At 47.7% G+C, this 25,515-nt stretch carries 22 protein-coding genes, 1 tRNA gene and 1 pseudogene; 12 read left to right on the top strand and 12 right to left on the bottom strand.

The annotated features are described in order from the left end of the window. Positions 1–48 precede the first annotated feature (48 nt). Positions 49–1,701: an alpha,alpha-trehalase gene (locus tag B4923_RS17150; protein WP_109055588.1), complete on the top strand. Its 1,653-nt coding sequence runs from the start codon at positions 49–51 to the stop codon at positions 1,699–1,701. 47 nt (positions 1,702–1,748) lie between these two features. On the opposite strand, the gene B4923_RS17145 is transcribed toward B4923_RS17150, so the two are convergent. Beyond that, the gene (locus tag B4923_RS17145) at positions 1,749–2,630 is read right to left on the bottom strand and encodes a YdcF family protein (protein WP_245929651.1); all 882 of its coding nucleotides are present in this window, start codon (positions 2,628–2,630) and stop codon (positions 1,749–1,751) included. A gap of 258 nt (positions 2,631–2,888) precedes the next feature. On the opposite strand from B4923_RS17145, the gene B4923_RS17140 reads away from it, so the two are divergent. Then, positions 2,889–3,092, top strand: coding sequence for an Hha/YmoA family nucleoid-associated regulatory protein (locus B4923_RS17140; protein ID WP_109055587.1), 204 nt, complete (start codon positions 2,889–2,891; stop codon positions 3,090–3,092). 115 nt (positions 3,093–3,207) lie between these two features. Here B4923_RS17140 and mlaA read toward each other — a convergent pair whose 3' ends face one another. Next, positions 3,208–3,969, bottom strand: a complete 762-nt coding sequence (mlaA, locus tag B4923_RS17135) for a phospholipid-binding lipoprotein MlaA (RefSeq protein ID WP_109055586.1) — start codon at positions 3,967–3,969, stop codon at positions 3,208–3,210. Positions 3,970–4,449: 480 nt separating this feature from the next. Here mlaA and B4923_RS17130 point away from each other — a divergent pair. Both B4923_RS17130 and B4923_RS17125 read left to right on the top strand, forming a co-directional pair. After that, positions 4,450–4,524: transfer RNA gene (locus B4923_RS17130), tRNA-Arg, on the top strand. A gap of 167 nt (positions 4,525–4,691) precedes the next feature. After that, positions 4,692–5,089 (top strand): annotated as a pseudogene (locus tag B4923_RS17125) (Arm DNA-binding domain-containing protein); the annotation flags it as partial. Between the two features lie 261 nt (positions 5,090–5,350). Here B4923_RS17125 and B4923_RS17120 read toward each other — a convergent pair. Both B4923_RS17120 and B4923_RS17115 read right to left on the bottom strand, forming a co-directional pair. Further along, positions 5,351–5,854: an Imm15 family immunity protein gene (locus B4923_RS17120; RefSeq protein ID WP_170116081.1), complete on the bottom strand. Its 504-nt coding sequence runs from the start codon at positions 5,852–5,854 to the stop codon at positions 5,351–5,353. 2 nt (positions 5,855–5,856) lie between these two features. Further along, positions 5,857–7,515 carry a type VI secretion system PAAR protein gene (locus tag B4923_RS17115; protein WP_245929654.1) on the bottom strand — a complete coding sequence of 553 codons (1,659 nt, stop codon included), beginning with the start codon at positions 7,513–7,515 and terminating at the stop codon, positions 5,857–5,859. Between the two features lie 564 nt (positions 7,516–8,079). Here B4923_RS17115 and B4923_RS17110 point away from each other — a divergent pair. Then, a complete protein-coding gene (locus B4923_RS17110) occupies positions 8,080–8,751 on the top strand; it encodes a winged helix-turn-helix domain-containing protein (protein WP_109055584.1) in 672 nt (223 codons plus the stop codon). Continuing rightward, complete coding sequence (locus B4923_RS17105) at positions 8,726–9,193, top strand: hypothetical protein (protein ID WP_109055583.1); 468 nt, start codon at positions 8,726–8,728, stop codon at positions 9,191–9,193. Before B4923_RS17110 ends, B4923_RS17105 begins: the two co-directional genes overlap by 26 nt. Positions 9,194–9,538: 345 nt before the next feature. Here the strand turns inward: B4923_RS17105 and B4923_RS17100 are convergent, their stop codons facing one another. The 3 genes from B4923_RS17100 to B4923_RS17090 all read right to left on the bottom strand — a co-directional run bounded on the left by B4923_RS17100 (position 9,539) and on the right by B4923_RS17090 (position 11,292). Then, entirely contained in the window at positions 9,539–10,105 is a 567-nt protein-coding gene (locus B4923_RS17100) for an RBBP9/YdeN family alpha/beta hydrolase (protein ID WP_109055582.1), read from the bottom strand. A gap of 289 nt (positions 10,106–10,394) precedes the next feature. Then, entirely contained in the window at positions 10,395–10,919 is a 525-nt protein-coding gene (locus B4923_RS17095) for a GNAT family N-acetyltransferase (RefSeq protein WP_109055581.1), read from the bottom strand. A gap of 88 nt (positions 10,920–11,007) precedes the next feature. Next, positions 11,008–11,292 carry a hypothetical protein gene (locus tag B4923_RS17090; RefSeq protein WP_109055580.1) on the bottom strand — a complete coding sequence of 95 codons (285 nt, stop codon included), beginning with the start codon at positions 11,290–11,292 and terminating at the stop codon, positions 11,008–11,010. Between the two features lie 571 nt (positions 11,293–11,863). Between B4923_RS17090 and B4923_RS17085 the strand changes: the two genes are divergently transcribed. Next, a complete protein-coding gene (locus B4923_RS17085; protein WP_109055579.1) occupies positions 11,864–12,400 on the top strand; it encodes a hypothetical protein in 537 nt (178 codons plus the stop codon). A 250-nt stretch (positions 12,401–12,650) separates the two neighbouring features. On the opposite strand, the gene B4923_RS17080 is transcribed toward B4923_RS17085, so the two are convergent. The 3 genes from B4923_RS17080 to B4923_RS17070 form a co-directional block, all read right to left on the bottom strand. After that, complete coding sequence (locus B4923_RS17080; protein ID WP_109055578.1) at positions 12,651–13,226, bottom strand: alpha/beta hydrolase; 576 nt, start codon at positions 13,224–13,226, stop codon at positions 12,651–12,653. A 201-nt stretch (positions 13,227–13,427) separates the two neighbouring features. Then, positions 13,428–14,810 (bottom strand): ATP-dependent RNA helicase DbpA, encoded by a 1,383-nt coding sequence (gene dbpA, locus B4923_RS17075; RefSeq protein ID WP_109055577.1) that lies wholly within the window; start codon positions 14,808–14,810, stop codon positions 13,428–13,430. Between the two features lie 132 nt (positions 14,811–14,942). Continuing rightward, positions 14,943–15,464, bottom strand: a complete 522-nt coding sequence (locus B4923_RS17070; RefSeq protein WP_109055576.1) for a YbaK/prolyl-tRNA synthetase associated domain-containing protein — start codon at positions 15,462–15,464, stop codon at positions 14,943–14,945. Between the two features lie 344 nt (positions 15,465–15,808). Here B4923_RS17070 and ypdK point away from each other — a divergent pair, with 344 nt between their 5' ends. Further along, positions 15,809–15,883, top strand: coding sequence for a membrane protein YpdK (gene ypdK / locus B4923_RS17065; protein WP_099606229.1), 75 nt, complete (start codon positions 15,809–15,811; stop codon positions 15,881–15,883). Positions 15,884–16,074: 191 nt separating this feature from the next. Here ypdK and B4923_RS17060 read toward each other — a convergent pair whose 3' ends face one another. Both B4923_RS17060 and B4923_RS17055 read right to left on the bottom strand, forming a co-directional pair. Further along, on the bottom strand, positions 16,075–16,923 hold the full coding sequence (locus B4923_RS17060; protein ID WP_109055575.1) for a prepilin peptidase: 849 nt from the start codon (positions 16,921–16,923) through the stop codon (positions 16,075–16,077). A 319-nt stretch (positions 16,924–17,242) separates the two neighbouring features. Next, positions 17,243–19,219: a glycosyl hydrolase family 28 protein gene (locus B4923_RS17055; RefSeq protein ID WP_109055574.1), complete on the bottom strand. Its 1,977-nt coding sequence runs from the start codon at positions 19,217–19,219 to the stop codon at positions 17,243–17,245. Positions 19,220–20,142: 923 nt separating this feature from the next. Between B4923_RS17055 and B4923_RS17050 the strand changes: the two genes are divergently transcribed. Genes B4923_RS17050 through B4923_RS17035 form a run of 4 tightly spaced genes read left to right on the top strand, consistent with a single transcriptional unit; the run spans position 20,143 to position 25,451 of the window. Beyond that, a complete protein-coding gene (locus tag B4923_RS17050; protein WP_109055573.1) occupies positions 20,143–21,732 on the top strand; it encodes an FGGY-family carbohydrate kinase in 1,590 nt (529 codons plus the stop codon). Between the two features lie 48 nt (positions 21,733–21,780). Continuing rightward, entirely contained in the window at positions 21,781–23,439 is a 1,659-nt protein-coding gene (locus B4923_RS17045; protein WP_109055572.1) for a signal transduction protein, read from the top strand. Next, positions 23,439–24,395 (top strand): dihydrodipicolinate synthase family protein, encoded by a 957-nt coding sequence (locus B4923_RS17040; RefSeq protein WP_109055571.1) that lies wholly within the window; start codon positions 23,439–23,441, stop codon positions 24,393–24,395. Before B4923_RS17045 ends, B4923_RS17040 begins: the two co-directional genes overlap by 1 nt. A 12-nt stretch (positions 24,396–24,407) precedes the next feature. Then, on the top strand, positions 24,408–25,451 hold the full coding sequence (locus B4923_RS17035; RefSeq protein ID WP_109055570.1) for a sialidase family protein: 1,044 nt from the start codon (positions 24,408–24,410) through the stop codon (positions 25,449–25,451). The last annotated feature ends 64 nt before the right edge of the window (positions 25,452–25,515 follow it).

Below are 25,515 nucleotides of genomic sequence, written 5' to 3'. Positions count from 1 at the left end.
TGGGCCACATCCCGTATTTTTACGACGCAATGCTGAGGTTTGTAGCACATGTTAAATTCGAAATTACACGTTGCTGAATCAGTGAAGTTTGACATCGATAAAAATCGCCAATACGAGCTTGACCCCCTCGAATTAATACCGGACATCATGCTGGAAGCGGAGCCGGAGCCGGAAATGATCGAAGGGCTGCCGCCTTCCGATGCGTTAACGCCCGCCGATCGCTATCTGGAATTGTTTGAACGCGTCCAGTCTTCGCGTATTTTTGACGACAGTAAAACCTTCCCCGACTGCGCGCCAAAAATTGATCCGCTGGATATTCTCATTCGCTACCGGCGAGTGAAAAATAAACCCGGCTTTGACCTGAAGCAGTTTATTGAAGAACATTTCTGGCTGCCGGAAAACGATAATCACGATTACGTCTCCAATCCGCAGAGCTCCCTCAAAGAGCATATCGATAATCTATGGGGCGTGTTGACGCGTGAGCCTCAGGACCACATTCCGTGGTCGTCGCTGTTGGCGCTGCCGCAGGCCTATATTGTACCGGGCGGACGCTTCAGCGAAACCTACTATTGGGATTCCTACTTCACTATGCTGGGGTTGGCGGAAAGCGGGCGCAACGATCTGCTGCGCTGTATGGCGGATAATTTCGCCTGGATGATTGAAACCTACGGCCACATTCCCAACGGCAATCGCACTTATTATCTCAGCCGTTCGCAGCCGCCGGTATTCGCACTGATGGTGGAATTGTTTGAAGAAGACGGCGTGCGCGGAGCCCGCCGTTATCTGGATCATCTGTTGCAAGAGTATGCTTTCTGGATGGACGGCGCCGAATCGCTGTCGCTTAATCAGGCCTATCGCCACGTGGTGCGAATGCCGGACGGTACGCTGTTAAATCGCTACTGGGATGACAGGGACACCCCGCGCGATGAGTCCTGGCTGGAAGATGTGGAAACCGCGAAACACTCCACCCGCCCGGCCAATGAGGTTTACCGGGATCTGCGAGCCGGCGCCGCCTCGGGGTGGGACTATTCATCACGCTGGCTGCGTGATGTGCATCGCCTCGCCAGTATTCGCACCACACAGTTTATCCCGGTGGATCTCAACGCGTTTCTTTACAAGTTGGAGAGCGCCATCGCCAATATTTCTGTTTTGAAAGGAGATAAAGAAACGGAGACGCTGTTTCGCCAAAAAGCGGAAGACCGGCGCGCGGCCGTTACCCGCTATTTGTGGGATGAAGAGGAAGGCTGTTTTCGTGATTATGACTGGCATCGCCAGCAGATGGCGCTCTTTTCCGCCGCCAGCATCGTCCCGCTCTATGTGGGACTCGCCACCCACGAACAGGCCGACAGGCTGGCGGAAGCGGTGCGCGCACGCCTGCTGACGCCGGGCGGACTGTTGGCCTCCGAGCATGAAAGCGGCGAACAATGGGATAAACCCAACGGCTGGGCGCCGCTGCAATGGATGGCCATTCAAGGCTTTAAAATGTACGGTCATGATGCGCTTGGCGATGAAATCGCCCGCAATTGGCTGACAACGGTGAATCATTTTTATCGGCAACACCATAAGCTGATTGAAAAATACCATATCACCGGCGGTACGCCGCGCGAAGGCAGAGGGGGCGAATATCCGCTTCAGGATGGGTTTGGCTGGACGAACGGCGTGGTGCGCAGGCTGATTGGCCTTTACGGAGAGAATTTCTAATGATGTTTTGCGAACAATGGCTACATCATTTTTGACCGAGCGTTTTTTTAACCTGACGTAGCATTGGCTCGTTCACACCATACACTCGTTAAAAACAACGGGTGTTGCATTATATACTGCCAGGCCTCTTCAATCGGTTTGGGTATATCGACATGGCCAATATAATTCTTTCCCTTTGGTCCATATCCTTGCGCATTATCCCGCAGGCGTGGTATTTCGCCCAACAATAAGGAGATAAAACGATCGACGTCCCAGAGGCCGTCATTAATATCGCCAGCGAAACGGACGCCATTGGCTGTATTCACCAGACTGGGAATATATGTCGGCCAGTTGAAAAACGCAGGGCTATTAGCTGAATCCGACCACGTATGACAAAAGGTGGCGTAAGCCCGGCGTTGCAACAAGGGATCTTGAATAAGAATAATATTCCTTGGTTCAAGAGATATTTTTTCAAGCAAATCACGCGTGAACCTGGCATTTTCCCCCGTATTACGCGAAGCATTTTCCATCAAGATCTGTTCGTCCGGCAAACTCCAGAACCGGGTGGCGATATCATGAAAAAGCAGGGCTTCCGAGCGAGTATCAGAAGTATCGATCTCTCGATAACGAGGATGTTTTTCAATAGCCGAGGCAAGTAACGCCGTGGAGTGACCGATGCCGCCGGAAATAATCAAAGGAATACCGTAAGCCTTTGCCAGAGAGCAAGCGCCATCGATTGTTGTTAATACCGCATTACCAGTCAAAATAATAGCATCGGCGGTTAATTCGTCTCGGCGAGAAGAAAAATCATCGATGGCAAGCCAGGAAGCAACGACATTCACGGCGGCAATAACGTCGGCAGGCATTGGCGGCAATTTCGGTACGGCTGAACCCTCAGTGTTCATCGTCATGATCCTTAAAACCTTTGCTATTTTAGCTAAAATGAGCATAAAGAAGCCGGATATATACTGAAGCAGTTTATTCCAGCCAATCCCAATTGGCTATTATCCAGCGCTAATTAAGGCCGGTGGAGAAAACCATTCTCAACCTACCGCCGCTATACCGCACAGTATCCCCCCCGAATGACACGCCGCCGGACAACCTTTTATTTACAGTCAGTACATCAAGCACGAAAACCAAACAAATTCTCCACTTGAAAAAACGCAAACGGCCAATATATGTAGAAAAAAATAGAAGGAAAAAAAGAGATGACCAAACTTGAATATTTAATGAAATTTCGGCGTTGCAGTAATCTGGATACGTTAGAACGCGTGTATGAACATATGCAAGAGAAGGTTCCCGTAACTGAGCAAAGCGAATTTGAAAGCGCCTGCGATCACCGGCGGGCGGAAATCATTCATCATCGGTTGTGGGACAGGGTTCCCGCCACCGCCTGGAAAAATGTTGTTTGATGCAAGGCGGGGGAAACGCCACATTATCCATACGCCCAGGTTAGCCGTGTTTTATAAAAGCGAAAGGCACCCAAAGGTGCCTCGTTAAGAAGAGAAGGGAAATAAGCGGTTAACGCTATTCGCCGGCGTCAATTTCGTCGAGCGAGTCCTGGATCGCCGCCGCATTCGGATTAACCTGCGGAGTAATCTGTCCATCGCTGGCCAGGAAATCATGCCGCTGGAAGTACGCTTCACGAATCATCAGGTACGGATCGGAGGAATTACGCAGTAGCGCATCAGAATCCAGCAGTTGAGCCCGGGTTTCCAGTCCTTCCAGCGCCCACTTGCCTGCGGACATCCAGAACGTCAGGTAGCTCATTACCGGGTATAGCGTATCCACGACGCCACCGCCATCTTCACGCAGCGTCGCGCTGCCATAGCCCGGTAGCACGACATAAGGCCCGTAACCCATGCCGTAGTTACCTAATGTGCTGCCAAACCGACGAGGCTCTTCTTTTGCCAGTTTGGGATTAGCCATGGATGCGACATCAATCAACCCTCCCATGCCCAGCAAGGTATTCAGGAAGAAACGGTTAAAATGGATCATCGCTTTATACGGCTTACCCTCAACAAAATAGTTCACCATAGAGGCCGGTTCTTCCAGGTTACTGAAAAAGTTGTTCAAACCGTTACGCGCCGGTGTGGGTACATAGTCGCGCCAGGCGACAGCCGCTGGCCGCACCACATAGGGATCCAACACATCATAGTTAAAACTAAACATGGTACGGTTAAAGCCTTCAAGCGGATCCGAACGTCCTTCTTGAGACCGATCACCGGAACTGGCACAGCCGACAAGTAATACGCTGGCAAACGCCACCCCGCTCAGGCGGTAATTCATATTTGTTCTCCCTGATTATATTGCGTTATGCCCCGCGGCTGAGAATAGGCATTCCCAGCGCCTGTCCGCCCAACAGGATGGCAGGCCAGAGCGCTATAATGCCAACAGTTTAACATTTTATGGTTTCTCTTCTAGTTTGGCTTATGTATTCCTGTTTTTTCAGACTATTGCCTGATTATTCTCAGCGCAGAAGGGGTTGATGAAAACGATCTGATAACAGATCGAATGACTGACATCAGCAGCTTTACGAGCATAGCATAGGACCGGGAAAAACAGATGATGCGGCAGACGTTAATACCTGTTTTGAAAGCCGCTACGCCAACAAGACAAGAGGAAATAGCGGGAGCGTCATAAATCAGTCGCGGCGAAAAACGCGACGGACAGAAGAGAGAAAAGAGGCCGATTGCTGACAGTTTAAGCAAACGCACGGTATAAGTGCTTATTCTCAGAACGAAAATGAGTATAATAGCCCCGCTTCTCGTCCCCATAGTTAAATGGATATAACGAGCCCCTCCTAAGGGCTAGTTGTAGGTTCGATTCCTGCTGGGGACGCCAGAATCTTGTTCGTCAACATCCTTCATCACCCGGAAAATTACTCTAAAAACAATGACTTAATCTTCAATTGTTGTTCACTAAAGGCCACTAACAACCCCTATATCAACCTTGTTTTGTTGGTATCGTAAGTTCGATATGTTTTGTACCAACACAGAGAAGTGCAACCCATGGCGCTAACTGATGTAAAAGTGAGGTCTGCTAAGCCTTCCGACAAGCCAATCGAGCTCACCGACGGGTTTGGTTCCCCTAAATGGCTCGAAGTATTGGCGCTTTCAATACCGGTTCTCTGGTAATAGAAGATGCTTGCTCTTGGCGTCTATCCTGACGTATCTCTTGCAGAGGCACGAGAGAGACGTGACGACGCAAGAAAACTGATTGCTAATGGCAGTGTGATCCCAGCGAAAAGAAAAAAGCGAATAAAATTGAAGAGAGTGGCGCTTTGACTTTTGAGACGGTGGCGCGAAACTGGCATTCCAGCAACAAAACATGGTCACAAGGCCACCGCGCTCTGATATTCAATAGCCTTACCACCCATGTGTTCCCAATTATTGGGCAGAGAAACGTTTTACTTACGATTGGCAAGTGGCTTACAATACCATTTTGAAGAGTAAATGCACCTCAATTAAATAATGATTGAAAATAATCCCTAAGCATAATCAATATCATTTTAAGAGTATATTTTTATAATCTTAACTACTTATACATCTTTAGTTCAGCAACCCCTAGAGCCACGGGGTTGCAGACTAGAAACTGGAGAACCGACCTTTATTTTTTAATAATGGAATGAATTCTTCCGTTTGTTTAGCACAGAAGAAAAAACCAACCACTATATGGAACATTTCACCACATATATTCTCTTGTTATCCTCTGAATAATTGGATGGGACAGAAACAACATATTCCCCTCTCCCTAACAAAACTAAATACCCATTAATTAATTTTTCTTCTGGCGTGTTTTTTTGAGTCAAGTCAAGATGCTGAAGAAGCCATCTTTTCCTTTTAGAAATAAATATATTAGGGGTATAACAATTCACTTCATGAAAATCATCAATATCAGTTAACGTAAGGCAGGAAAAATAATCCAAGCAATCATTTTTTGGTAATTTCCCCGTAACTAACTCAACGCTTTTTTCTAAAACCTCAAGACCTTTCTTTATTAAAACCTTATTCTTCTCATCAAAAGACAATGAACCTAAGAAAGAAATGTTATCAAAACGAGAAAATAAAGGAATTTCCTCAAAATCTTGATAGTCACGTAGGTAAACTGATTCTTCATTCAGACCTTCATGTTCAATAAGTAAATCTAGCTCTCTATCAAATTGACCGTTCATACTCAATCTCCTACGTGCCATCCATTCGCTTTAAGCCACTGTAATGTTTTCTTTGAAAATGCCGGGTCGCCATCATGAATGGTGCCATCCAAATTTATAGCCCCCCCATTTTTTCCATGAGCATGCCATTGTGAACCAGGGACGCTCGATTCAGGTGCATCAATACGCGTAATCTCATTCGGCCCTTGACCTTTTCTGATTTTATTTTTTGCATCCTTAGGCGATCCCTGCATCCCCATTTGGGACTTGCTTAAATAAACATAAATCGGCGGAAACGCATTCTCCGGGAACACCAGAATGTAATCCCGAAAATCCCTCTCGTCCGGGATTGGCGTTGAGAGGATGCTGACATTATCCATCTCTGGAATTTCAAATCCAGGTACCGCTGACGAAATAACTGGCTGTTCACCGTGTGCCGTATCCGTTGGCAACTCCATGCCCGGATTATCCGGCGTCCATAAAATCGTTGGCCCTGTTGCGCCCTCCTCCCAAAATTCATAACGATTATTGACGAAGTCATGTTTCAACAACCGGACGCGAACCTGATCACGCCCGCTTTCCATACTGGTGTGATAGCCAACAGCCTCCAGCTTACCCGTTTCCTCATCTTCCACCCACCGATAACGCACACGGCTGGGCACCGTTCCCTGCTTTTTCGCAACCTCCAATAATTTCTCAGGTGTCAGCAGGTCTTCTTTTTCACCTTTCAAATGCTGCTGAATCAATGCTCCCATCAGCACAAAACTTTGCGCCCTCTGTAACTGACCTTGCCAGACTGACGGACCAGATAACCGTTTCATCTGGTGTGTCAGCACCTTTGCCGCATCCTGATTAGCCTGAGCCACAGCGCCCCCCGCAGCAGCCGCTGAACCGGCTTGTGCTGTCGTTCCTGCTATTACGACCTGTGACGGAGGCGGCAACATTGCAGCGTCGGCTTTACCCACTAACAGGCCGAATATCGTCTGATACCACGGTTCCTGAGGAGGTAACGCAGGCTTATCGACTAAACCGGATGATGTTTTGGGTAAGGTTTCGTTTTGTGGTGATGTTGCTGAAGAAGCTGTAGCGGGTTTTACAGAAGAGGCATTTTTCTTTTTCGCGGCCTGCGCATGCTGTTTCACTTCACCCTGCTGCTCTGATGGTGTGGCCTCATGAGTAGCAGGCTCAGAGAAATACACACTCATTCCTCCGACATTAGCCTGTGGCTCTTCTTCCGTTCCCGCATCCGTACAGCCCGCGCTACGTAAACAGGATTTGGCAAACACAGGCTCCATTGCCAGCATCGGTGTCAGCGCCAGCAAAGGGGAACGGTTCGACGCCGCCTGTTTAGCACATTCCTGAACCGGAGATTTATAGGGTGTATCACCAATAATGACGTTGCCACTGCCGGAGATAATGACACCCCCGCAATTGATACCATCACCAATGCGGGCAGCGGGTTTACCATTAATGAGAACAGTCGATGAACCTTCTGCTATTTTTCGGGGATGTACACCATGCGGGGCATTGGGGCAGGGGCAACCATGAAGCAGAACCGTATCACCCTGACGGGCAGCAGGCTGACCATTGATGATAACGTCAGGACTCCCTTCAACGATCGGTGTTTCCGGGAAGCAGTCGTGACCACTTGCTATATCATTCAGACGGGCAGCACCCGGCATCGTCATTCTCCTTTGACTATGAATATATCCGTTTCGGCTGAACTTATTTTGTGCGGTCTTTAAGACTGTCGCAATGCCAAAGTTCAATGTTTGTTATATACAGAGCTTCTTCCTGAAATTTTCACTTATGTTCGTATATTATCATTTCCTTGTCATTATCCTCTCACTCAATTCCTTGTTATTTATTTTCTGTCACGCCAAAAGAGATCCTATCTTTTGTGTTATGGGAAAGGCTCGATACTCTGTATCAAAACTATCAAAAAACAGATGTGAGTTAATTTATGAATGTTTTTCATAATAAGCTGAATCGCAAAAAGGACTATTATGCCATTTTACTACCTCATTGAGACACTATCCATAGGATAGAATACTTAGCCCCACACTTGGTGAATTTCATTAATGTATACTCAAGAGATAATCAACTTTATTGAGATTGGCAATTATTAATTATAAATAAAAATTCCCTTCCTAATAATTCATTTTGATGCGTCATATGTGATACAAAAATATCTTGAAAATCTCCACGCTATGGCTATAATAAGAATGCGTTTCTAGAGGTATTTTATGGCTGAAAAATATTTTATAAATCAAACCGTTGTGTTTTCGTCTATCAACAGAACAATTTGTTTTGTTGATATTCCCTCAAGTGAGAATATTCTATCTCCTCCTGTAAGCAACCTTTTAATCTATCTTATAAAAAATAACAACACAGTTCTCTCGAAAGAAAAAATATTATCTGAGTGCATGGAACCAAATGGATTTTCACCATCAATAAATAACTTGAACAATTATTTGTCTATATTAAGAAAGGCGCTAAGACCTTTTTCCTTGGATGAAAGCATTCAAGTTATCCCTAAAGTAGGAATAAAATTCCTGGCACAAATATCATCTGAAGAAAATGAAATCATTAATGATAGACCAAAGTCGTCAAAAAAAATAATAGTAGGCTCCTTAGCTTTAGTCGCATCTTTTTTATTGCTTCTATTTTATTCTAAAGAATCCATTCCTAGATATGACTATAAAAAAAATTACTCGTTGGATGGGTGTGATTTATTAACTGATGGCGTTAATATAGAGAAGAATGAGCGCATCACAAAACTTTGTAATCCTGATAGCACCCTATTTTTTAAGGAAATACAAAGTCCTAATGAAAATAATGATTTCACTAAAATCATATTAATATCCACTTGTAAAAAAGGAGTTACTGACTGTGAAAATTACACATACATATACTAAATATTTAATCATAGCAATACTTATATTTATAGTTTTTTCCTCTATATTTTATTTCGGAAAAAATCAGAAACCAGATCTTACATGCGCCACAAATATTACTATTGAAAACGATAAAGCGCCTAACAAATCCATTACACAATTTAAATTAAGAATGTTTTTCAATAAAAATGGTGAAGGAATAGTCTCATTCGATGGTTATTATACAGACAGCCAGGACAATAAAAAAAAGATTGCTAGATATTTAAAATTCAACTATACATTGCATGATGGGAAGTTATTAATAACAAACTCATCATTATATAGAAATATAAATGACGACGCACCTGAACATGTTATTTCATACACTAAAACAGAACTTACACAAATCAGTAAAATTTCTAATGGTGTTATAATAATGGAAGCAACAACACCGACTTTTCTTTGTAATTTGGAAAATTACTAATTTAAAATTTCAACCAAGCTGTTTACTCCGGTTTTCTCTCAGTTATAACCAAAATCCATCCTATATATTTTTACAGAGTCATTATTTTCCGTTTTCAATTTCTAATTACCCACTACGCAAGAATAACTTATCTTAACGAGGTTATCACTCGATGCTCCAACGGAAAATGTATAATCATTTCCTGAAGTATCTACAGTATGAAATAGCGTCACGCTGGAGCCTGATGCTCTGCTTGCAGAAGCAATAAAACCGAACGTCCAGAAAACGCCATGCCGTAGTTTTTTTAGGCATGGCGATCGTATTTAAATCCTTTTATTTTCATATTGTTGTCATGATTAAAACCTATTATTTCAAATAATCACGAAGTATGTTATTTAATGCAGGAAACTGATGAAAACCATCATCGTCAGAGAAGTGTCCACACCCTGTAAAACGATATAATTCCGCATCCAGTTGTTGACACAGTTTCATCGTATGATGAGGGGCAACCACCTGATCGTCAGACGATAAAATCGTAATTCTATGTTTTATTATTTTACGTAACAGATCGAAATCAATGCTTTCTTCGGTGAAAGGGTTAAGTTCAGGATACTTTTCGACCTGATCTGAAAAACCGGAAACTAATATTACGCCGCCGACAGCAAACTGCTCATGCAGAGAGGACAAGTAACGCAAAACGGTAATACAACCCAGGCTATGTCCAATAAACCATGTTTTTTCATCGGGAGGTGAAATCGTATTACTCAATTGTTCCAGCCACCTATCAGGCTCAGGCGCTCGGGGCATTGGCATTTTGGGGATAAAAACGCGGATATTGACGTCTTCACACTGCTGCCGTAGCCATTGAAACCAGTGATGGCGAGGCGTTGATAAAAACCCATGCACTATAACGACATTATTGACACTGCTCATATCATACCTCCCCTCGACTGATCCGGAATGGCACCCGCTGATTACGGCTAGCGTATGAGAAAACACAGCGATCTTAATATGGCATACCTCTGTGTCAGAAACATGTCAGTCTCTGTTCAGGTATCTATTTGACGGGATAATTTTAACGAGCCTTCAATTAATAACCCCAAGTTGACGATAAGATAAATTCATTAAAATTTAAATATTTTGTAATTTCCATGATTCAGGATTATATAAAAAATATGTTTTCCTGAATATTTCTGATGATAATCAGCGTAGAATAGAAGAATTATCTTGTTATTTTATCTATTTCCAAACGCATGGCACAGCGCCACTCCAATGGTAATCCATGTTCAGCCTCAGACATCATCGTTTTTCTCAGTCGTTCACTGATAGCGTTTTTATCAAGAAGATTAAACCCCATACGTGCATAAAACGGGGCATTCCAAGGCACATTGCTAAATGTAGTCAACGTAATAGCAGAAAGAACATGTTTATAAGCCATTTCAATAGCCTTTTTAATCAATGCGCTGCCATGACCTTCCCCTTGCCTTTCATAACGAACCGCCAATTGCCATATATGCAGTTCGTTTTCGATTATTTCCGCACTTAAAAATCCTATTGGCGTGTCATCATCAACAATAACCCAGCAAAAGCCAAGTAATATTGACTCACGATAGCGTTCAATATATTGCTCTGGATCATTTGCTATCCATGCCAGCTCAGAAATTTCTCTGAACACTTGATCCGCAGATTTTTCAATCTCGGATAATTTATCCAGTTCATCTATTTTTGCCAATCGTATTCTGATCATAACTTTTTCATTGAAATATAATTTATAGAGTTCACTCTACGGTAACCTGATAATTACCTTTATAGGTTCATCAATCTAAAAATATTTTTTAAATCAGCCCATCGTTCGAACATTGTTGACAGCAGGGGCAGACATGCACCTCAGAAACTTCCATGGCGGTGACGCCTTCAGAATCCCATTCAACTCTTACAGGCTGTCCTTCCGGAAGTGAGTGATGCAGGTATTTACTGACCGGGCTTTCCGTCATACCCGTAATCTCTTCCGTGGCGACCAGCGTCTCTCCGACAAAAATTCTGGCCGTGGCCAACGACGCAGTCCGTTGATCGCCAGATTGCCGATATAAATGGTTAACCGTCAATTTGATACTGCTCATGACGTTATAGATACTCAATATAGCTAGAAGACAGAACGGCAGTGTAGCCTTTTCCGTTATGGTTTTGTAGAGAGGAAGAGCAAATCATAATAAAACGTAATAAATAATACTATACTGAAAAAGGATTTCATCTGATTTCACGCTATATTATCGATACTACAACGGTGTCGAGTCAAAAAAAACATTAGATATGATTATGTTTTGTGTTGCGGAAAACGTAACTCTCAATCGACACACCAGGTCTTAATGCATTTTTAGTAAAAAAAAACCTAAAATTATGCACTTTGGATATTAATGAAAAAAAATTTTTAGCCGATTTACTTTACGATAACGTGTTTTTATAACGCTATTCCTCTTGTCATAAATTACGTCTTTGCTGGGCCGTGTCATTGATGTCATGAGACTGGAGAATGGGCTGTGATTGCTGCAGGGACCTATTCTGCCGTCAGTTAGAATAAGCGATCCGGTCACTAATAATGATTATATATCAATCATTTGGATTTGACACATTGAAGTGACGCACTGGTATGAAAACTGCCGGCATTAAATAGATATAAGAAGGAGTTATATTGTGGTTATTCCAGATATTCAGCCCCTGAATGTAAATCTCCAACTCAATCTGCCTACGGCGGGTGTTGCCACCAATGCAGACGCCGTTCCCCCCATCGGTACGGGCAATAAAACCGACACATCAACGACAAATTCCGACTCATCGCACTCAAACTCAATGGCATCGGACAGTGACACAAAAGTCACGTTGTCATCCGACAAAAAACGCGTAGCCGATAGCGATAATGCAGAGAAAAAAGCGGACGAAAAAAAGGAAGAGCAGCCAAAGCCCTCCGCCGAATATACGCTTACGATGACGGGGATTCCCCTGTACAATGGGAAACTGGTTTCCCTTGTTAAATATCCTGACGGACAATCGGAAATGTTTGATGCCTTTACTGGGAAACGGATAACGCAGGAAGACCTCGCCTTATTGAACTTTCTGCAAGGATCGGGGACAGCGCAGGAGTTATTAACCTTCGAAAGCTCCGTATCATACAGCAATATGTCTGCCGCCGAGGTCTATCAGCAGATTCAGGAAATGCTGCACGGCAGATAACGGCAATAATAAAGAACTGCTTTAAACATTAAAATAACGGATTATCTTTCATTAAAAAATCGTATGTACGCGCAATAGATTTCAAATTGCAGGAAATCCGTCAACAAAAGAATTCCGATGAGTTTATTTAACTCAGTGATTCGGGTGCAATCCGCGACGTTCAAGATGACAGGCGTATCGTTTAATATGCTGATAGGTAATTAAAAAATATTGCACCGTGAATCGTTGACTGATGAAAAGACAGATCGGATCATTGATGAGAAATAATGATTGTCTCAGTAAAGGTCGCCAGTCGATTAAGTCCGTATTCCCAGCGGCCAAAACCAGCCTCTGCGTTGATGTGCCCCGCTTCCCCGACATCCACCAGCTCACTCCCCCATTCGTCAGACCAGCGCTGTGCACGAGAGAACGTCATGAGTGGATCGTTATGGCTGGCAAACGTCAGGCTGGGGACAGATAGACGTGTGGCCTGTATCCGCTCTTCAATTTCAAAACGCATAGGCTCTGCCGGGGCCACCATCATCACTCCCGCAATGCCTTCCATTCCCTGCTGTACCACATAACAGGAAGCCAGTGCGCCAAAGCTATGACCGATCAACACCGCTGGACGCATGCAATTCGCCAGTTCCCGGCGAATTGCCAATACCCAACGATCCAAATCCGCCTGATACCACTCCCGCTGGCGTATACGTTGCCAGTCAGGAAAGCGTTTTTCCCAATGGCTCTGCCAATGCTCCTCATCGCTGTCACGTAATCCGGGAACCAGTATCATGGCCAACTGCCGCCCTGCCTCCGCCAACCGCCGGTCTACTTCTGTTGTCTGCATCCGCTCACCGCTCCCGTCTACATCCTTCATCTTTCAGGATCAAAAAAACATCCCGTACTCAGCCGGCCTTTCAGCTCCTGAGCAAAATCGCCTCAGCGTCATACTGTAACTCACGTATTTCGAACGATAAAAGCTATCGCCTGAAATAACCATACGCTTTACCCGGCGACCATGCTATCCCGATCAATATTAGACGCGAGGTTATTTCAACAACCGGACTTTACAGTTTTTTCCCTTTATTTTACCCTGCTGAAGTTGTTGCATTGCCCGCTTCGCGCTGGCTTTACGGATGGCGACATAGGCATGCATAGGAAACATATCGATTTTACCGACTTCTGCTGCGGTTAACCCCGCTTCGCCGGTTAATGCCCCCAAAATATCACCTGGGCGAATTTTGGCCTTACGGCCGCCGTCGATACACAGCGTCATCATTTCTGGCGCCAGTTCGGCTATGCCGCTGCGGCTGATTTCTGCCGTTGATGCCCATTTGATGGGTATCCCCAGATAATCCTCCAGCAGATGAGCACGATTCATCTCCTGCGGTACACATAAACTAACCGCCAGCCCCTGCATTCCCGCTCGCCCGGTTCGGCCAATACGGTGAACATGCACTTCCGGATCGAAGGCCAATTCGAAATTCACCACCAGCTCCAGCTCTTTAATATCCAGGCCGCGGGCAGCGACATCAGTAGCAACCAGCACACGGCAACTGCGATTGGAAAAACGCACCAACACCTGATCGCGCTCGCGCTGTTCCAGATCGCCATGCAGCGCCAACACGCTGATACCCCGTAAATCCAATGCGTCAAATACGCTCTGACAATCACGCTTCGTATTACAGAACACCACACAGGAGGCCGGCTGGTAGTGACTCAGCACAGCCATTAACAACGGTAAACGCTGCTCTTTCGTGGTTTCATAAAAGCGCTGTTCGATTGCCGGTTCGGTATTCTCATCAGCCACGTCGACGTTTAATGGTTGACGTTGAACGCGGGCGCTGATCTGCTCTATCTCATTCGGATAGGTGGCAGAAAACAAGAGTGTCTGACGATCCGCAGGCGTATAACCGATCACATCATCAATCGCGTCAGTAAATCCCATATCCAGCATGCGGTCGGCTTCATCCAGCACCAGCACTTTCAACGCATCAAGCGACAGAGACTGTTTGCGCAAATGATCCTGAATTCGCCCCGGCGTCCCCACCACGATGTGCGGCGCGTGAACCAGCGAATCCAGCTGGTGCCCCATAGGCTGTCCGCCACACAGCGTAAGGATCTTGATATTCTGCGCAAAACGCGCCAGGCGACGCAGTTCCTTGCTGACTTGATCGGCCAGTTCACGCGTCGGACACAGCACCAGCGCCTGAGTGACAAACTCCTCGACAACAATCTGATTGAGTAGACCAATACCGAAAGCAGCCGTTTTACCACTGCCGGTTTTCGCCTTGGCGCGTACATCGGCACCACGCAAGATGGCCGGTAATGTAGCGGCCTGAACGGGGGTCATTGCCGCATAGCCCAGTTCATTGAGATTAGATAACTGCCCGGCAGGCAGAGCAAGGGAAGAAAAAGAGGTTGTACTCACAATAATTACTCTTATTACCAACGGTAACACGACAAAAGGCTGCGCCAATCCAAAGATGGCGCGTAATTTGCGGCAATAATAACAGAGATGGTCTCGATTGCCCGATTTACCTGATACATGAATGTACCGGGCTTATAAGAATGCAGGATTATGCTTACCTGCCGCGGGCAGCTTCAGAAAAGGCAGGAGTTGAGGTTGGGCAATACGCCGGTAATCCTGCGTATCAAGAATGACAGAACGCTCAAGCGTTCCGGCATTGAATGCGAGCTCATCAAACCGGACAAATAACAGCGGATCGGCAACCAGTAACAGGTCGGGATGAAAGCTAAACGGCGGAATAGCGCCAAAAACGCAGTGCGTTAAATCGTCCACTTCTTTTGGGCTGGCCAACGAAGCACGCGTTCCCCCGATCCCCTGGGCCAAACGCGATAAATCAGCCTGCTGGTCGGCGGGTAAAACGGCCAAAACATGCTGACGTATCCCGTTCCCTTTCACATGACACACCAGTGCTTTAGCGCCCTGTCCTAGCTGTGTCCCGCGCTGTTGCGCCACCTCTTCAGAGCGACCGGCGCTGGCGTGACTCACCACGCGATAACGAGCCTGCTGCTGGTCCAGCAGCAAACACAATTTCCCGAAAATATCTGTTGATTCCATACCGCTCCCTACTGAAAATCGTCACAGAACAACGTGCTGAAAAAAGCCGCAACCTCCTCATCAATCACAGTTTTTATCGTACACCCCTTTTCACCATTTAGCAGCTGTCGGCACTGAACGCTTTTTAATGCTATTTCTGCAAATATAGTGTCTGAACCCTCTTGAATTATGCCCCTCACTCAGCGTAGATTGAGCGCCGATCCCGTCATAACTGGTGTGACCCCTGGTGATGACAACGGGGAATGGTTTTCCGCTGCGCGATAGCAAACGGAATACTTTCCCTTCCATAATAAAACGCACAATCGGGATCGTTGCTGGCGTGGTTTCTGCTGGAGAATATATCGGTGAAGTATTTCTTTATGGGTATCTCATTCTGTCTGGTCGTTTGGGTGAGTACTTTTATGCTGATGGTGGAATAACCAGTCATTTGCCTGACAGAAGCAAGTTTACTGAAGGGCGCAAAACAGAGATGTACAAAATAGCAAGCGTAAAGCAGGCTGATGGTGTTAACACCCTCAGCCTATTTTTATGGCGTGCGTTCACCCGATGCGGTTTACTATGAATTGCGCATTGCTATAGGACGTTGTTATCGAAGGGTTAGGGTATAACCTCAAGAGCTGCCGATTCCATTAAGCACCATGCCGATTCCTCCGCCAACAGCAAGCCAGGGACCGAATGCCAAAGGTTGATCGGCATTTTCCCGTCGCGCCCAGCGCCATACTATCGTGAAAATCAACCCGCCCAGCGCGGCGATGAGCATCAGATTAGGTAAAGCACGCCAGCCCAGCCAACCTCCCAGCGCCGCCAGTAGTTTGAAATCGCCATATCCCAGCGCTTCTTTGCCACGGAGCAGCTTAAATCCCCAGTACAGTAACCAGAGAGACGCGTAACCCGCAATCGCGCCAACCACCGCATCATCCAATGAAACAAACGTCCCTGACAGGTTAAAAAGCAAACCTAGCCAGAGTAAAGGCAGCGTCAGCACGTCTGGCAATAGCCATGTTTTCATATCCATCACCGTCAGCACTAACAGGAACGAGAGCAGGATCAACGCGCCTCCCAGCGCCATGCCCGGTTGCCAGAATAGCCCTGCGGCCATAAAGAGCAACATGGTGAGCGCTTCAATCAGAGGATATTGTGCGGAAACAGGCCGCAGGCAGCATCGGGAACGCCCACGCAGCAATAACCAACTGAGTAACGGTATATTGTCTTTCATCGCGATGGCGCACTGGCAGTGTGGGCAGCCAGAGGGCGGCCACCAGAGATCATAACGAGGTTCATCAACGGACGGCGGCAAACCGAGTTGGGCGCGTGCATCACGCTGCCAGCAACGTTCCAGCATGATAGGTAATCGGTAAATCACCACATTCAGGAAGCTGCCCACAATCAGTCCAGCCAGGGCTAACGCCCCCAACCACCATTCGGGAAATCCCTCAGCAAATGCCAGTACCCCTTCCATGCCAATCCCATCCCGGTAAATAGAGTATCCATCCTCTTTCAAGCGGCAGGCGCGTTACCCGGTTGCCGCCTTTCTGCGCCCGGAAAGCTATTGGATATAATCACATTGAGTAAATGATATCCCGCCTGAGCCCTGTACATCCTTTCATAGCCGGCGTGATACGCCAATGGGTCAGACAGAGGAGCGTGGGTTATTGCGAATCGCTGCGCAATTTTAATACCGATGTGTTTAATGAGAGTGCTTTACGCGACCATGATTGCAATTGCGGCATCGTTTATTATCTATCATACCCCCCACGGCTTTCGCCGTGGGGGCATCCTTATTCCGTTGCCGCCTCGCGGGTGATGGTGTCATCCCCCGTCGTCGTCAGGGAAGCATCGCTATTAACCCGATCTTCCAGTTTGATATTGTCGATATGACCAAACTTCCAGGCCGCAGCGACATTTTCAAAAATCACATTGTTGAACTCGCTGTCTTTCAGGAAGGTGATATCCGTGGCTTTGGTGTTTTTGAATTTTACATTTTCAAAATGAAAGCCCTGGTGATAAGCATCACGTCCAAAAGCAAACCCGTATGAATCCGCCATTTCAGCAATAGTCATCCCATCGACCAGAATGCTGTTTTTACTCGCGGTACCATCAATGGTGACGTCAGAAACTTTCACATCACGAAACTGAGCCGGTTCAGCCGCAGGCTGGGTATCGTTCACATCGGCTTGATATTTAATGGTAAACACAAACGGCTCGTTGACCATATTACGCATTGCATTATTGCGGAACACCACGTCACGCGCGCCTCCGCCATAGTATGGACGACTTTTCATGCGCAATCCGATATCGGTCAGATTCATGACATTATTTTCAGCAACGATCTTTTCAATCCAGGCGCCGGTATGACTACCGGTCACCACCGCGCCGTGACCTTTACGGAAGTAGTTATTGAAGATCCACGCTCCGCTTTGCGTTTTCTGTTGCAGAGTCGCCACTTCCGCGCCATAGCCTGCCGCGAAGTTAACGCAGTCATCTCCGGTATCAAAAAAGTTATTGAATACCATCACGTTTTGACTGTTACCAAACTCGATGCCATCCCCATTGTTCGCATCATATGTGGTATGCACCAATGCATTGATGGCCACATTTTCAGATTCCAGCACCATCACACCGTGGTAAGCCGGATTCAGGATTGTCAGCCCTTCCAGATACAGATTGCTGACACCGCGTAGCGTCATCAGGCTGGAGCGACGATTCTTGTAGGCTTCATCATGCGACATCCCTTCCGCTACTGCTTTTTCGGCTTGATCTTTGGCCAGAATCCCGTCGCTGGATACGTTGGCCGCTTTGCTTGCCCGGTACTGCGGCAACGTTTTACCCAGTTCATCCGTAATGGTTGCCGCACCACCGGCTTTGACTCCGCTCGTCCAGCCATTACCATCAATGAAGCCTTTGCCGACGATACGGATATTTTCAAACGTACCCGCGTGCGTACTGCCTTGATCATTAACGTCTAAAACGTTAATCAGTGAAGGCGGACGTTTTGGCAACGGTGGATTGGTGTAGGGATAGAGGTAATAACCGCGCGCCAGCGGATAATCATCGCCGTTTTCCGAACCGCGCAGCGTCGCGCCTTCAGCCACTTCAAAAGTCATATTGCTGTGCAGAAATAACGCGCCAGTCTTAAACTCGCCGCCTTCGACCACCACCTTACATCCCTGCGGGTAAGTCGCTATCGTACAGTCATCAATCGCTTTCTGAATCGCCAGCGTATCGTTAGTGACGCCGTCGCCTTTGGCTCCGTAATTGGTCACATTCAGCGTCTGAGGCACGGCGGTGGTTTTCTGCACGATGGTTTCGCTATCGACCGATTCTGTACCATCATCATAAACCGTACGCACGGTAAACCGGTATTCAGTGTCCGGCGATAGCCCCGTTACCTTAAAGTTATGGAAACTGACGCGGGTATGCCACCCCGCCGTGTCGATGGCACGATAAAAATTATCGATATAAGGCTTTGCCGGTGAATGGATATTCTGGTTATCGATCGTTCCACCCAGCAATTGCCCATTCATGTAGACATGATAATCCTTGATACTGGATGGTGCCTGGGCCGGTTTTTCCCAGGCCAGCACCACGCTGCTATCATCATACGCCAGAGAGGGAATCTTCACATTTTGCGGCGCGGCCGAACGGTCTACCGTCGTATCCTGAGTAGCATCGCTATCCGTGCATCCTGCCAATAAACCACTTAATACCAGTGCAGCACCAAGCGTCATTCTGGAGCGAGGTAAAAAATAAGTCATATAATCATTTCCTTTATTCTTTAATCTTACACGTAAAAAAATGATTTATCCGGTCATTGGCTTTGACCGCCGATAGCATTTTAATTAGCGCTATATATTTATAAATATTACTTATTCATATAGAACCAAGGTAAAAAAGCATGTCTTTTCCCTGTCAATAAAAGGGTCGCGTCTTTTATCTTCGCGTCACTATCTTATTCAGCCAATAACCATAGTCCTGAAAAGGCAAAAATACCGCACGGGTGCGTAATCCGGCCGAGCCCATTACTGCTGTAAACATTCCATTCCCCAAGTGCTTAATTATTAATATGTAAATCAAAAAAAGCCCAACAAAAGCCCTGCGATAGCCAACCGCATATTTTTACATAAATATTCCAACGACTTCCTGATGAAAAAATCAATCCAATAGCCTAATTTAAATCGGCATTAACATACCCGTGGTAAAAAAGCCACAAAGCCAGCAATGCTGTTTTTATTTTTCAGACTGATTATTAATAAATTCTCTTCATCCAACCTCACTTTTTTAATTGCAAAATGCAATAAAAAGAAACATTATACCTTTAATAATAAAACATAATTTCATTAAATCACATTTCCACTTTTTTTTTGCGACAGCCGTCAAGATTTCATTTGTGGCTATGATGAAAGTATTGGATTTTTACCAGAATGAAGTTTCTGTCACATAAACGACAGGTATCCGATTGACGTTAAGTTACAGACCGGCTACTGCGTAAAATGAGCTGACGATCCCACTCCCCCTGACGCCCGTTCCCTGCACTCAGAACAGACAATGTTAAATCTTTGTTATTTCAATTGATTGTTTTTTGAACATCGATCCAGTTCACAAATCCAACCTAAACCCATTGTCTCTTTCCCTTGCTTAAAATAGATTGCTAACTCGAGTTAGCAAAAGAGATAAAGCGATGAGAGATGATTGTTTTATTGGCGTAGATGTTGGTTCGGCCAGTGTCAGATCCGGTGTTTTTGACCACAATGGCCAGCGTCTTGCCTTTGCGGTACGCCCGATAAACCAGTTCCATCCGCGAGTCAATGTGGTGGAACAATCGTCCGTCGAAATCTGGCAGGCCGTCTGTAACACGATAAAAGAAGCCGTGACGTTATCCGGCGTCGCGCCGGAGCAAATTCGGTCCATCGGGTTTGACGCGACCTGTTCACTGGTGGTCGTCGGCCAGAACGGCGATGCCATCTCGGTTTCAGAACAAGGTGAAGCTGAACACGACATCATCATGTGGATGGATCATCGGGCAGATGCCGAAACCGCCGCGATCAATGCGACCGGCGATGACGCGCTGCGCTATGTCGGCGGCGAGGTCAGCATTGAGATGGAACTGCCAAAAATCATGTGGCTTAAGCGGCACTTTCCGGAACGTTATCAACAGGCATGGCGCTTATTCGATCTGGCTGATTATCTGGTGTGGAAAGCGACGGGAGCCGATGTGGCCAGCGTGTGTACGCTGACATGCAAATGGAACTATCTGGCACACGAGAACCGCTTCAGTACCCCTCTGCTCAACGCGATTGATCTGGCCGATCTCCCCGCTAAAATTCCTACCCGCATTCTCAACCTCGGTGAAAAAGCCGGCCACCTTCAGGCGCAGGTTGCCCGTCAGTGCGGGCTGACGTCACAGGTCGTGGTTGCCAGCGGCATTATCGATGCCCACGCGGGCGGATTAGCGCTGATCGGCCAGCAGCCACAGGGTAGTCTGGCGCTGATTAGCGGAACGTCCAACTGCCATATGCTGGTGAGCCGTGATCCCGTCATGGTGCCGGGAGTATGGGGCCCCTACTGGAGCGCCATGTTGCCGCAATGGTGGCTGAACGAAGGCGGGCAAAGTGCGGCGGGCGCGCTGGTTGACTGGACATTGCGTCAGCATAGCTGCTGGCTGCTCTTGCAGCAGGAATCCGAGAAACAACAGTGCAGCCCTTATGCGCTGCTGAATCAATGGGTTGATTCGCTTGAACAGCGGGAGCCCTATCCCACACAGCATTTACATGTACTGGCCGATCATCATGGCAATCGTTCGCCGCGGGCCAACCCCCACGCACGCGGCGCGGTTTTCGGCCTGACATTGGAACAAGGCCCCGACTCGCTCGCCCGGCTTTATCTCGCCACGCTTCAGGCAATCGCCTATGGTACCCGTCACATTATCGATAGCCTCAGTGAAGCAGGCCATCACATTAACCGACTGGTGCTATGCGGCGGCGCCACCAAAAATCCTTTATGGCTGCGCGAGTACGCCGACATTACCGGCTGTGACATTCATCAGGTCAGCGAGGACGACGCCGTAACCTTAGGCGCCGCGTTACTCGGGGCCGTCGCCTGCGGCAAATATGAGTCATTGCCTGAGGCCGCAGCCGCATTGGTACACCAGGGAAAAATCATAAAAGCAGATAAGACACAACGAAATTTCCACGACGCAAAATACCGCGTCTATCTTCAGATGTATCAGGACGTCCTGTTTGCGCAACAACAGATGCGAACGCCATTTTGATATCCCTCAAACAGGGTATGAACACTCATTTCAAACCAGGAGAAAAACATGCTGAAACTGACGCTTCCGCCGTCTCCGGCACCGATTACGACCGCCCAGAACGAAGTTCTGCTGGTCACTAACGCGGATTTACGCGAACCGGCAAATATCACCTGTTGGCCCACGCAACAGCAATTTGAAACCCGCTTACAGACTGCGCTGGCAAAACTCGGATACCAGATGAAACGGGCCCATGCCATTGATAAGCAACGCGGACATGGTTTTATCAGCAGCCAGAAAGAAGGCAGTGATTTATTTGCGGCGATTCATCCCGATGCGCCGGTGATTGTTCTGCTGACCGCCTGGCAGTATTCCCACCATATTGCGCCATCACTGGTGCACCATCGCGGCCCCATCCTGTTACTGGCCAATTTCGATGGAACCTGGCCGGGTTTGGTCGGCATGCTGTGCATGGCGGGCTGTCTGACCAGCCTGGGTCGTCCGTTTTCCCGCTTGTGGTCCGAGAGCTTTGAAGATGAGCCTTTTTTACAGGGTTTGAATACGTGGCTGCGCGATGGCGCCTTAAATCATAAAACCCACTATCTGCGCGATATCCCGCCGACGCATGAAGTGATGTCCAGCGATGCCGGGAAAATCGGCAGACAGGTCGGTCAGTATATTTTGCAACATAAAGCCATTGTCGGACTGTTTGATACCTTTTGTATGGGGATGATTAATGGTGTCTTTCCGCAGCAGGCCATGATCAATACGGGAATCCCGATTGAGTCGCTGTCGCAATCGGCTCTGCTGGTTGAGATGGCAAAAGTCCCCCTTTCGTTACGAGAAGCGTGCCTGCAATGGTACGAACAACGAGGCATGCAATTCCAGTTTGGTGATGACGGTCGTCAGCATTTAACCCGGGAACAAGTGCTGGAACAATGCGCCATGATGATCGCGATGGCGCGTTTTGTGAAACGTTTTGGCTTAAGCGCTGTCGGCGTTCAATACCAGCAGGGATTAAAAGATTGCTGCGCCGCCTCTGATTTTGCCGAAGGCGCGATCGGAAATGCGGAGCGCTTCCCCATTCCCGATGAAAATGGCGAGATTATCTGGCCTGATCGCGCAATTCCTTGTATTAACGAAGTCGATATGGGCAGCGCCATCCCGCAGGTTATGCTGTGCCAGTTATTACAGGCGCTGGGACAGCCGGCCGAAACCACGTTGCATGATATTCGCTGGGGTAGTGAATACCAGGGAACCTTCTATTGGGATTTGGAAATTTCCGGCGCGGTGCCATTTGCCCATCTGAAAAACGGCATTGCCGGCGCCACCGGATATCGTCAACCTGCGATGTTTTTCCCTTATGGCGGTTCAACCATTGCCGGTCAAGGGAAAGCAGGACGCTTTATCTGGGCGCGGGCGCATTACGAAGGTACGCAAGTCATTATGCATATCGGTACGGGAACCGGCGTCGAACTGCCGGAAGCGGAATTTGAACGTCGGCGCCGCGCGACAAATTATGAATGGCCGCTGCTGAACGCCGTGCTGGATGGCGTCACCCGTGACGATTTGATGGCAGGGCATCAGAGTAATCACCTGACCATCGCCTACGTCGCAGAAGCCGCGTTGCCCGAAGTACTCAAAGCCTTTGTCGCACAGGCACTGACACAGAACATCCGGGTCCGTCTGGCCGGTGATGCTTACACTACACTCATCGAGGCAGAATAATGTCCAGTCCACATGAACACTCGCTAAATGAACAGCAAAAGTACGTGGGCGTCTGGCCGGTGATGCTGACCCCTTTTAATGCGCAACGGGAAATCGATTACGACTCGCTCGAACGTCTGGTGGAATGGTACCTGGCATCTGGCGTGCATGGGCTATTCGCCGCATGTCAGTCCAGTGAAATGTTTTTCCTCAGCGATAAGGAAACACAGGAACTGGTTAGCTTTATCGTCCGGCAGGTGGACGGAAGAGTGCCGGTGGTCGCGTCAGGGCATACCGCGTGTGGCGTGAGCCAACAGGTCGAACAGCTCAACGCCATGGCTGAAACCGGGGTTGATGGATTGATTCTGATCAGCAACCGTCTTGCTCTGGCCGGCGAGTCGGATCAACAGGCTCTGCTATCGCTACAGCAGCTTACCGCGCAGTTGCCGGCACGAGTTGATTTGGGCATCTATGAATGCCCTTATCCGTATAAGCGCCTGCTGTCTGATGAAATCGTCGCCTGGTGTGCCGCAAGCCAACGCTACACCTTTATCAAAGACACCTGCTGCGACTTGCCGACCATTCAACGCCGGTTGCAACTCGCACAAGGCAGCCGCTTGCATTTGGCCAACGCCAACAGCCAGACGCTGCTGGCATCGTTCCAGGCCGGATGCCAGGCCTACAGCGGCGTCATGGCAAACTTCCATCCGCAGCTATATGTGTGGCTATACGAAAACTGGCGCAGCCAGCCACAAAAAGCACAGTCGTTATCCGATTATCTGTCGACCGCAGCATTAGTCGAACATTTGGATTATCCGGCCTGCGCGAAATTCTTTCAGCAACAGTACGGTAATTTCACGACGCATGTTTGCCGGGTGCGCAATAGCGCCGCCTATAGCGCTGGTTTTTTCCCTGAGGCCATAAACAGCATGATGCGCCTTGGGGAATCGCTCCAGCAGAATCTAACGCTGTCATAACGGGTTAAACGCATGAGATTAACAAGTGAACGACGAGAAAATCTGATGCCGGTCGATCATCGCTATTTCGGTAACTGCCATGCATCCACGCTGATTGCGTTACCGGATAGCCAACTACTGGCCGCCTGGTTTGCCGGGCACAAAGAGGGAAGCGGTGATACGGCCATCTGGATGTCGCGACGTCAACGGGAGGGGTGGTCCGCTCCCCAGCGTGTCGTCGCACAGGACAATCTGGCACACTGGAACCCGGTACTACACCGGCAGGATGGCCGCATCTGGTTGTTCTATAAGGTCGGCCCTGATGTACACCACTGGACGACCCGGGTTGTGACCTCTGACGACGACGGCGCAAGCTGGTCATCTCCGCAACCGCTGGTTGATGGCGATCTCCGGCCTCGCGGCCCGGTGAAAAACAAATTGCTGGTGATGTCCAATGGTCAATGGCTGGCGCCGTCCTCTGTCGAAGACGATCGTTACTGGGACGCTTTCGTTGATATCACGGACGACGGGAAGCATTGGCGGTCCGTCGCCATACCTCTGGTGCATCAGGCGCCAACAGACGGTACTCAAGACCAGCTGTGGCAAGGTTTACAACAGGACGCGCTATGGGAAAATGATTTATCCCGCGTGTTCCAGTGGGATGGTGTGATTCAGCCAACCGCGTGGGAATCGTCCCCCGGACGGATTCATCTTCTGATGCGCAGTACGCGTGGCCGCATCTACCGTAGTGACTCAATGGATTTCGGTCAAAGTTGGACGGACGCTTATCCTACTGAATTACCGAATAATAACAGCGGCATTGATGTTGTGCATTTAGGCGAAGGAAAGCTGGTGCTGGTCTATAACCCGATACCGGGTAACTGGAACCGGCGCTACCCCTTATCGGTGGCTTATTCGACAGATAACGGCCTCACCTGGGAAAAACACAGTGATTTAGAAAGTGAAAACGGCGAGTTTTCCTACCCTGCCATTATTGCCGAGCGGGAAAACATTCATATTACCTATACCTGGAACCGTAAAAACATTATTTATCAGAGAATGTCTTTTTTAGCGTAATGACGTACTTGATCCAACCCTACACATAAAGGATAAGACGATGAAAAAGTATTTACTTTTATTA

The organism is Brenneria roseae subsp. americana, from assembly GCF_003115815.1.
Classification (GTDB): domain Bacteria; phylum Pseudomonadota; class Gammaproteobacteria; order Enterobacterales; family Enterobacteriaceae; genus Brenneria; species Brenneria roseae.
This window is presented reverse-complemented; position numbering and strand designations above follow the sequence as displayed.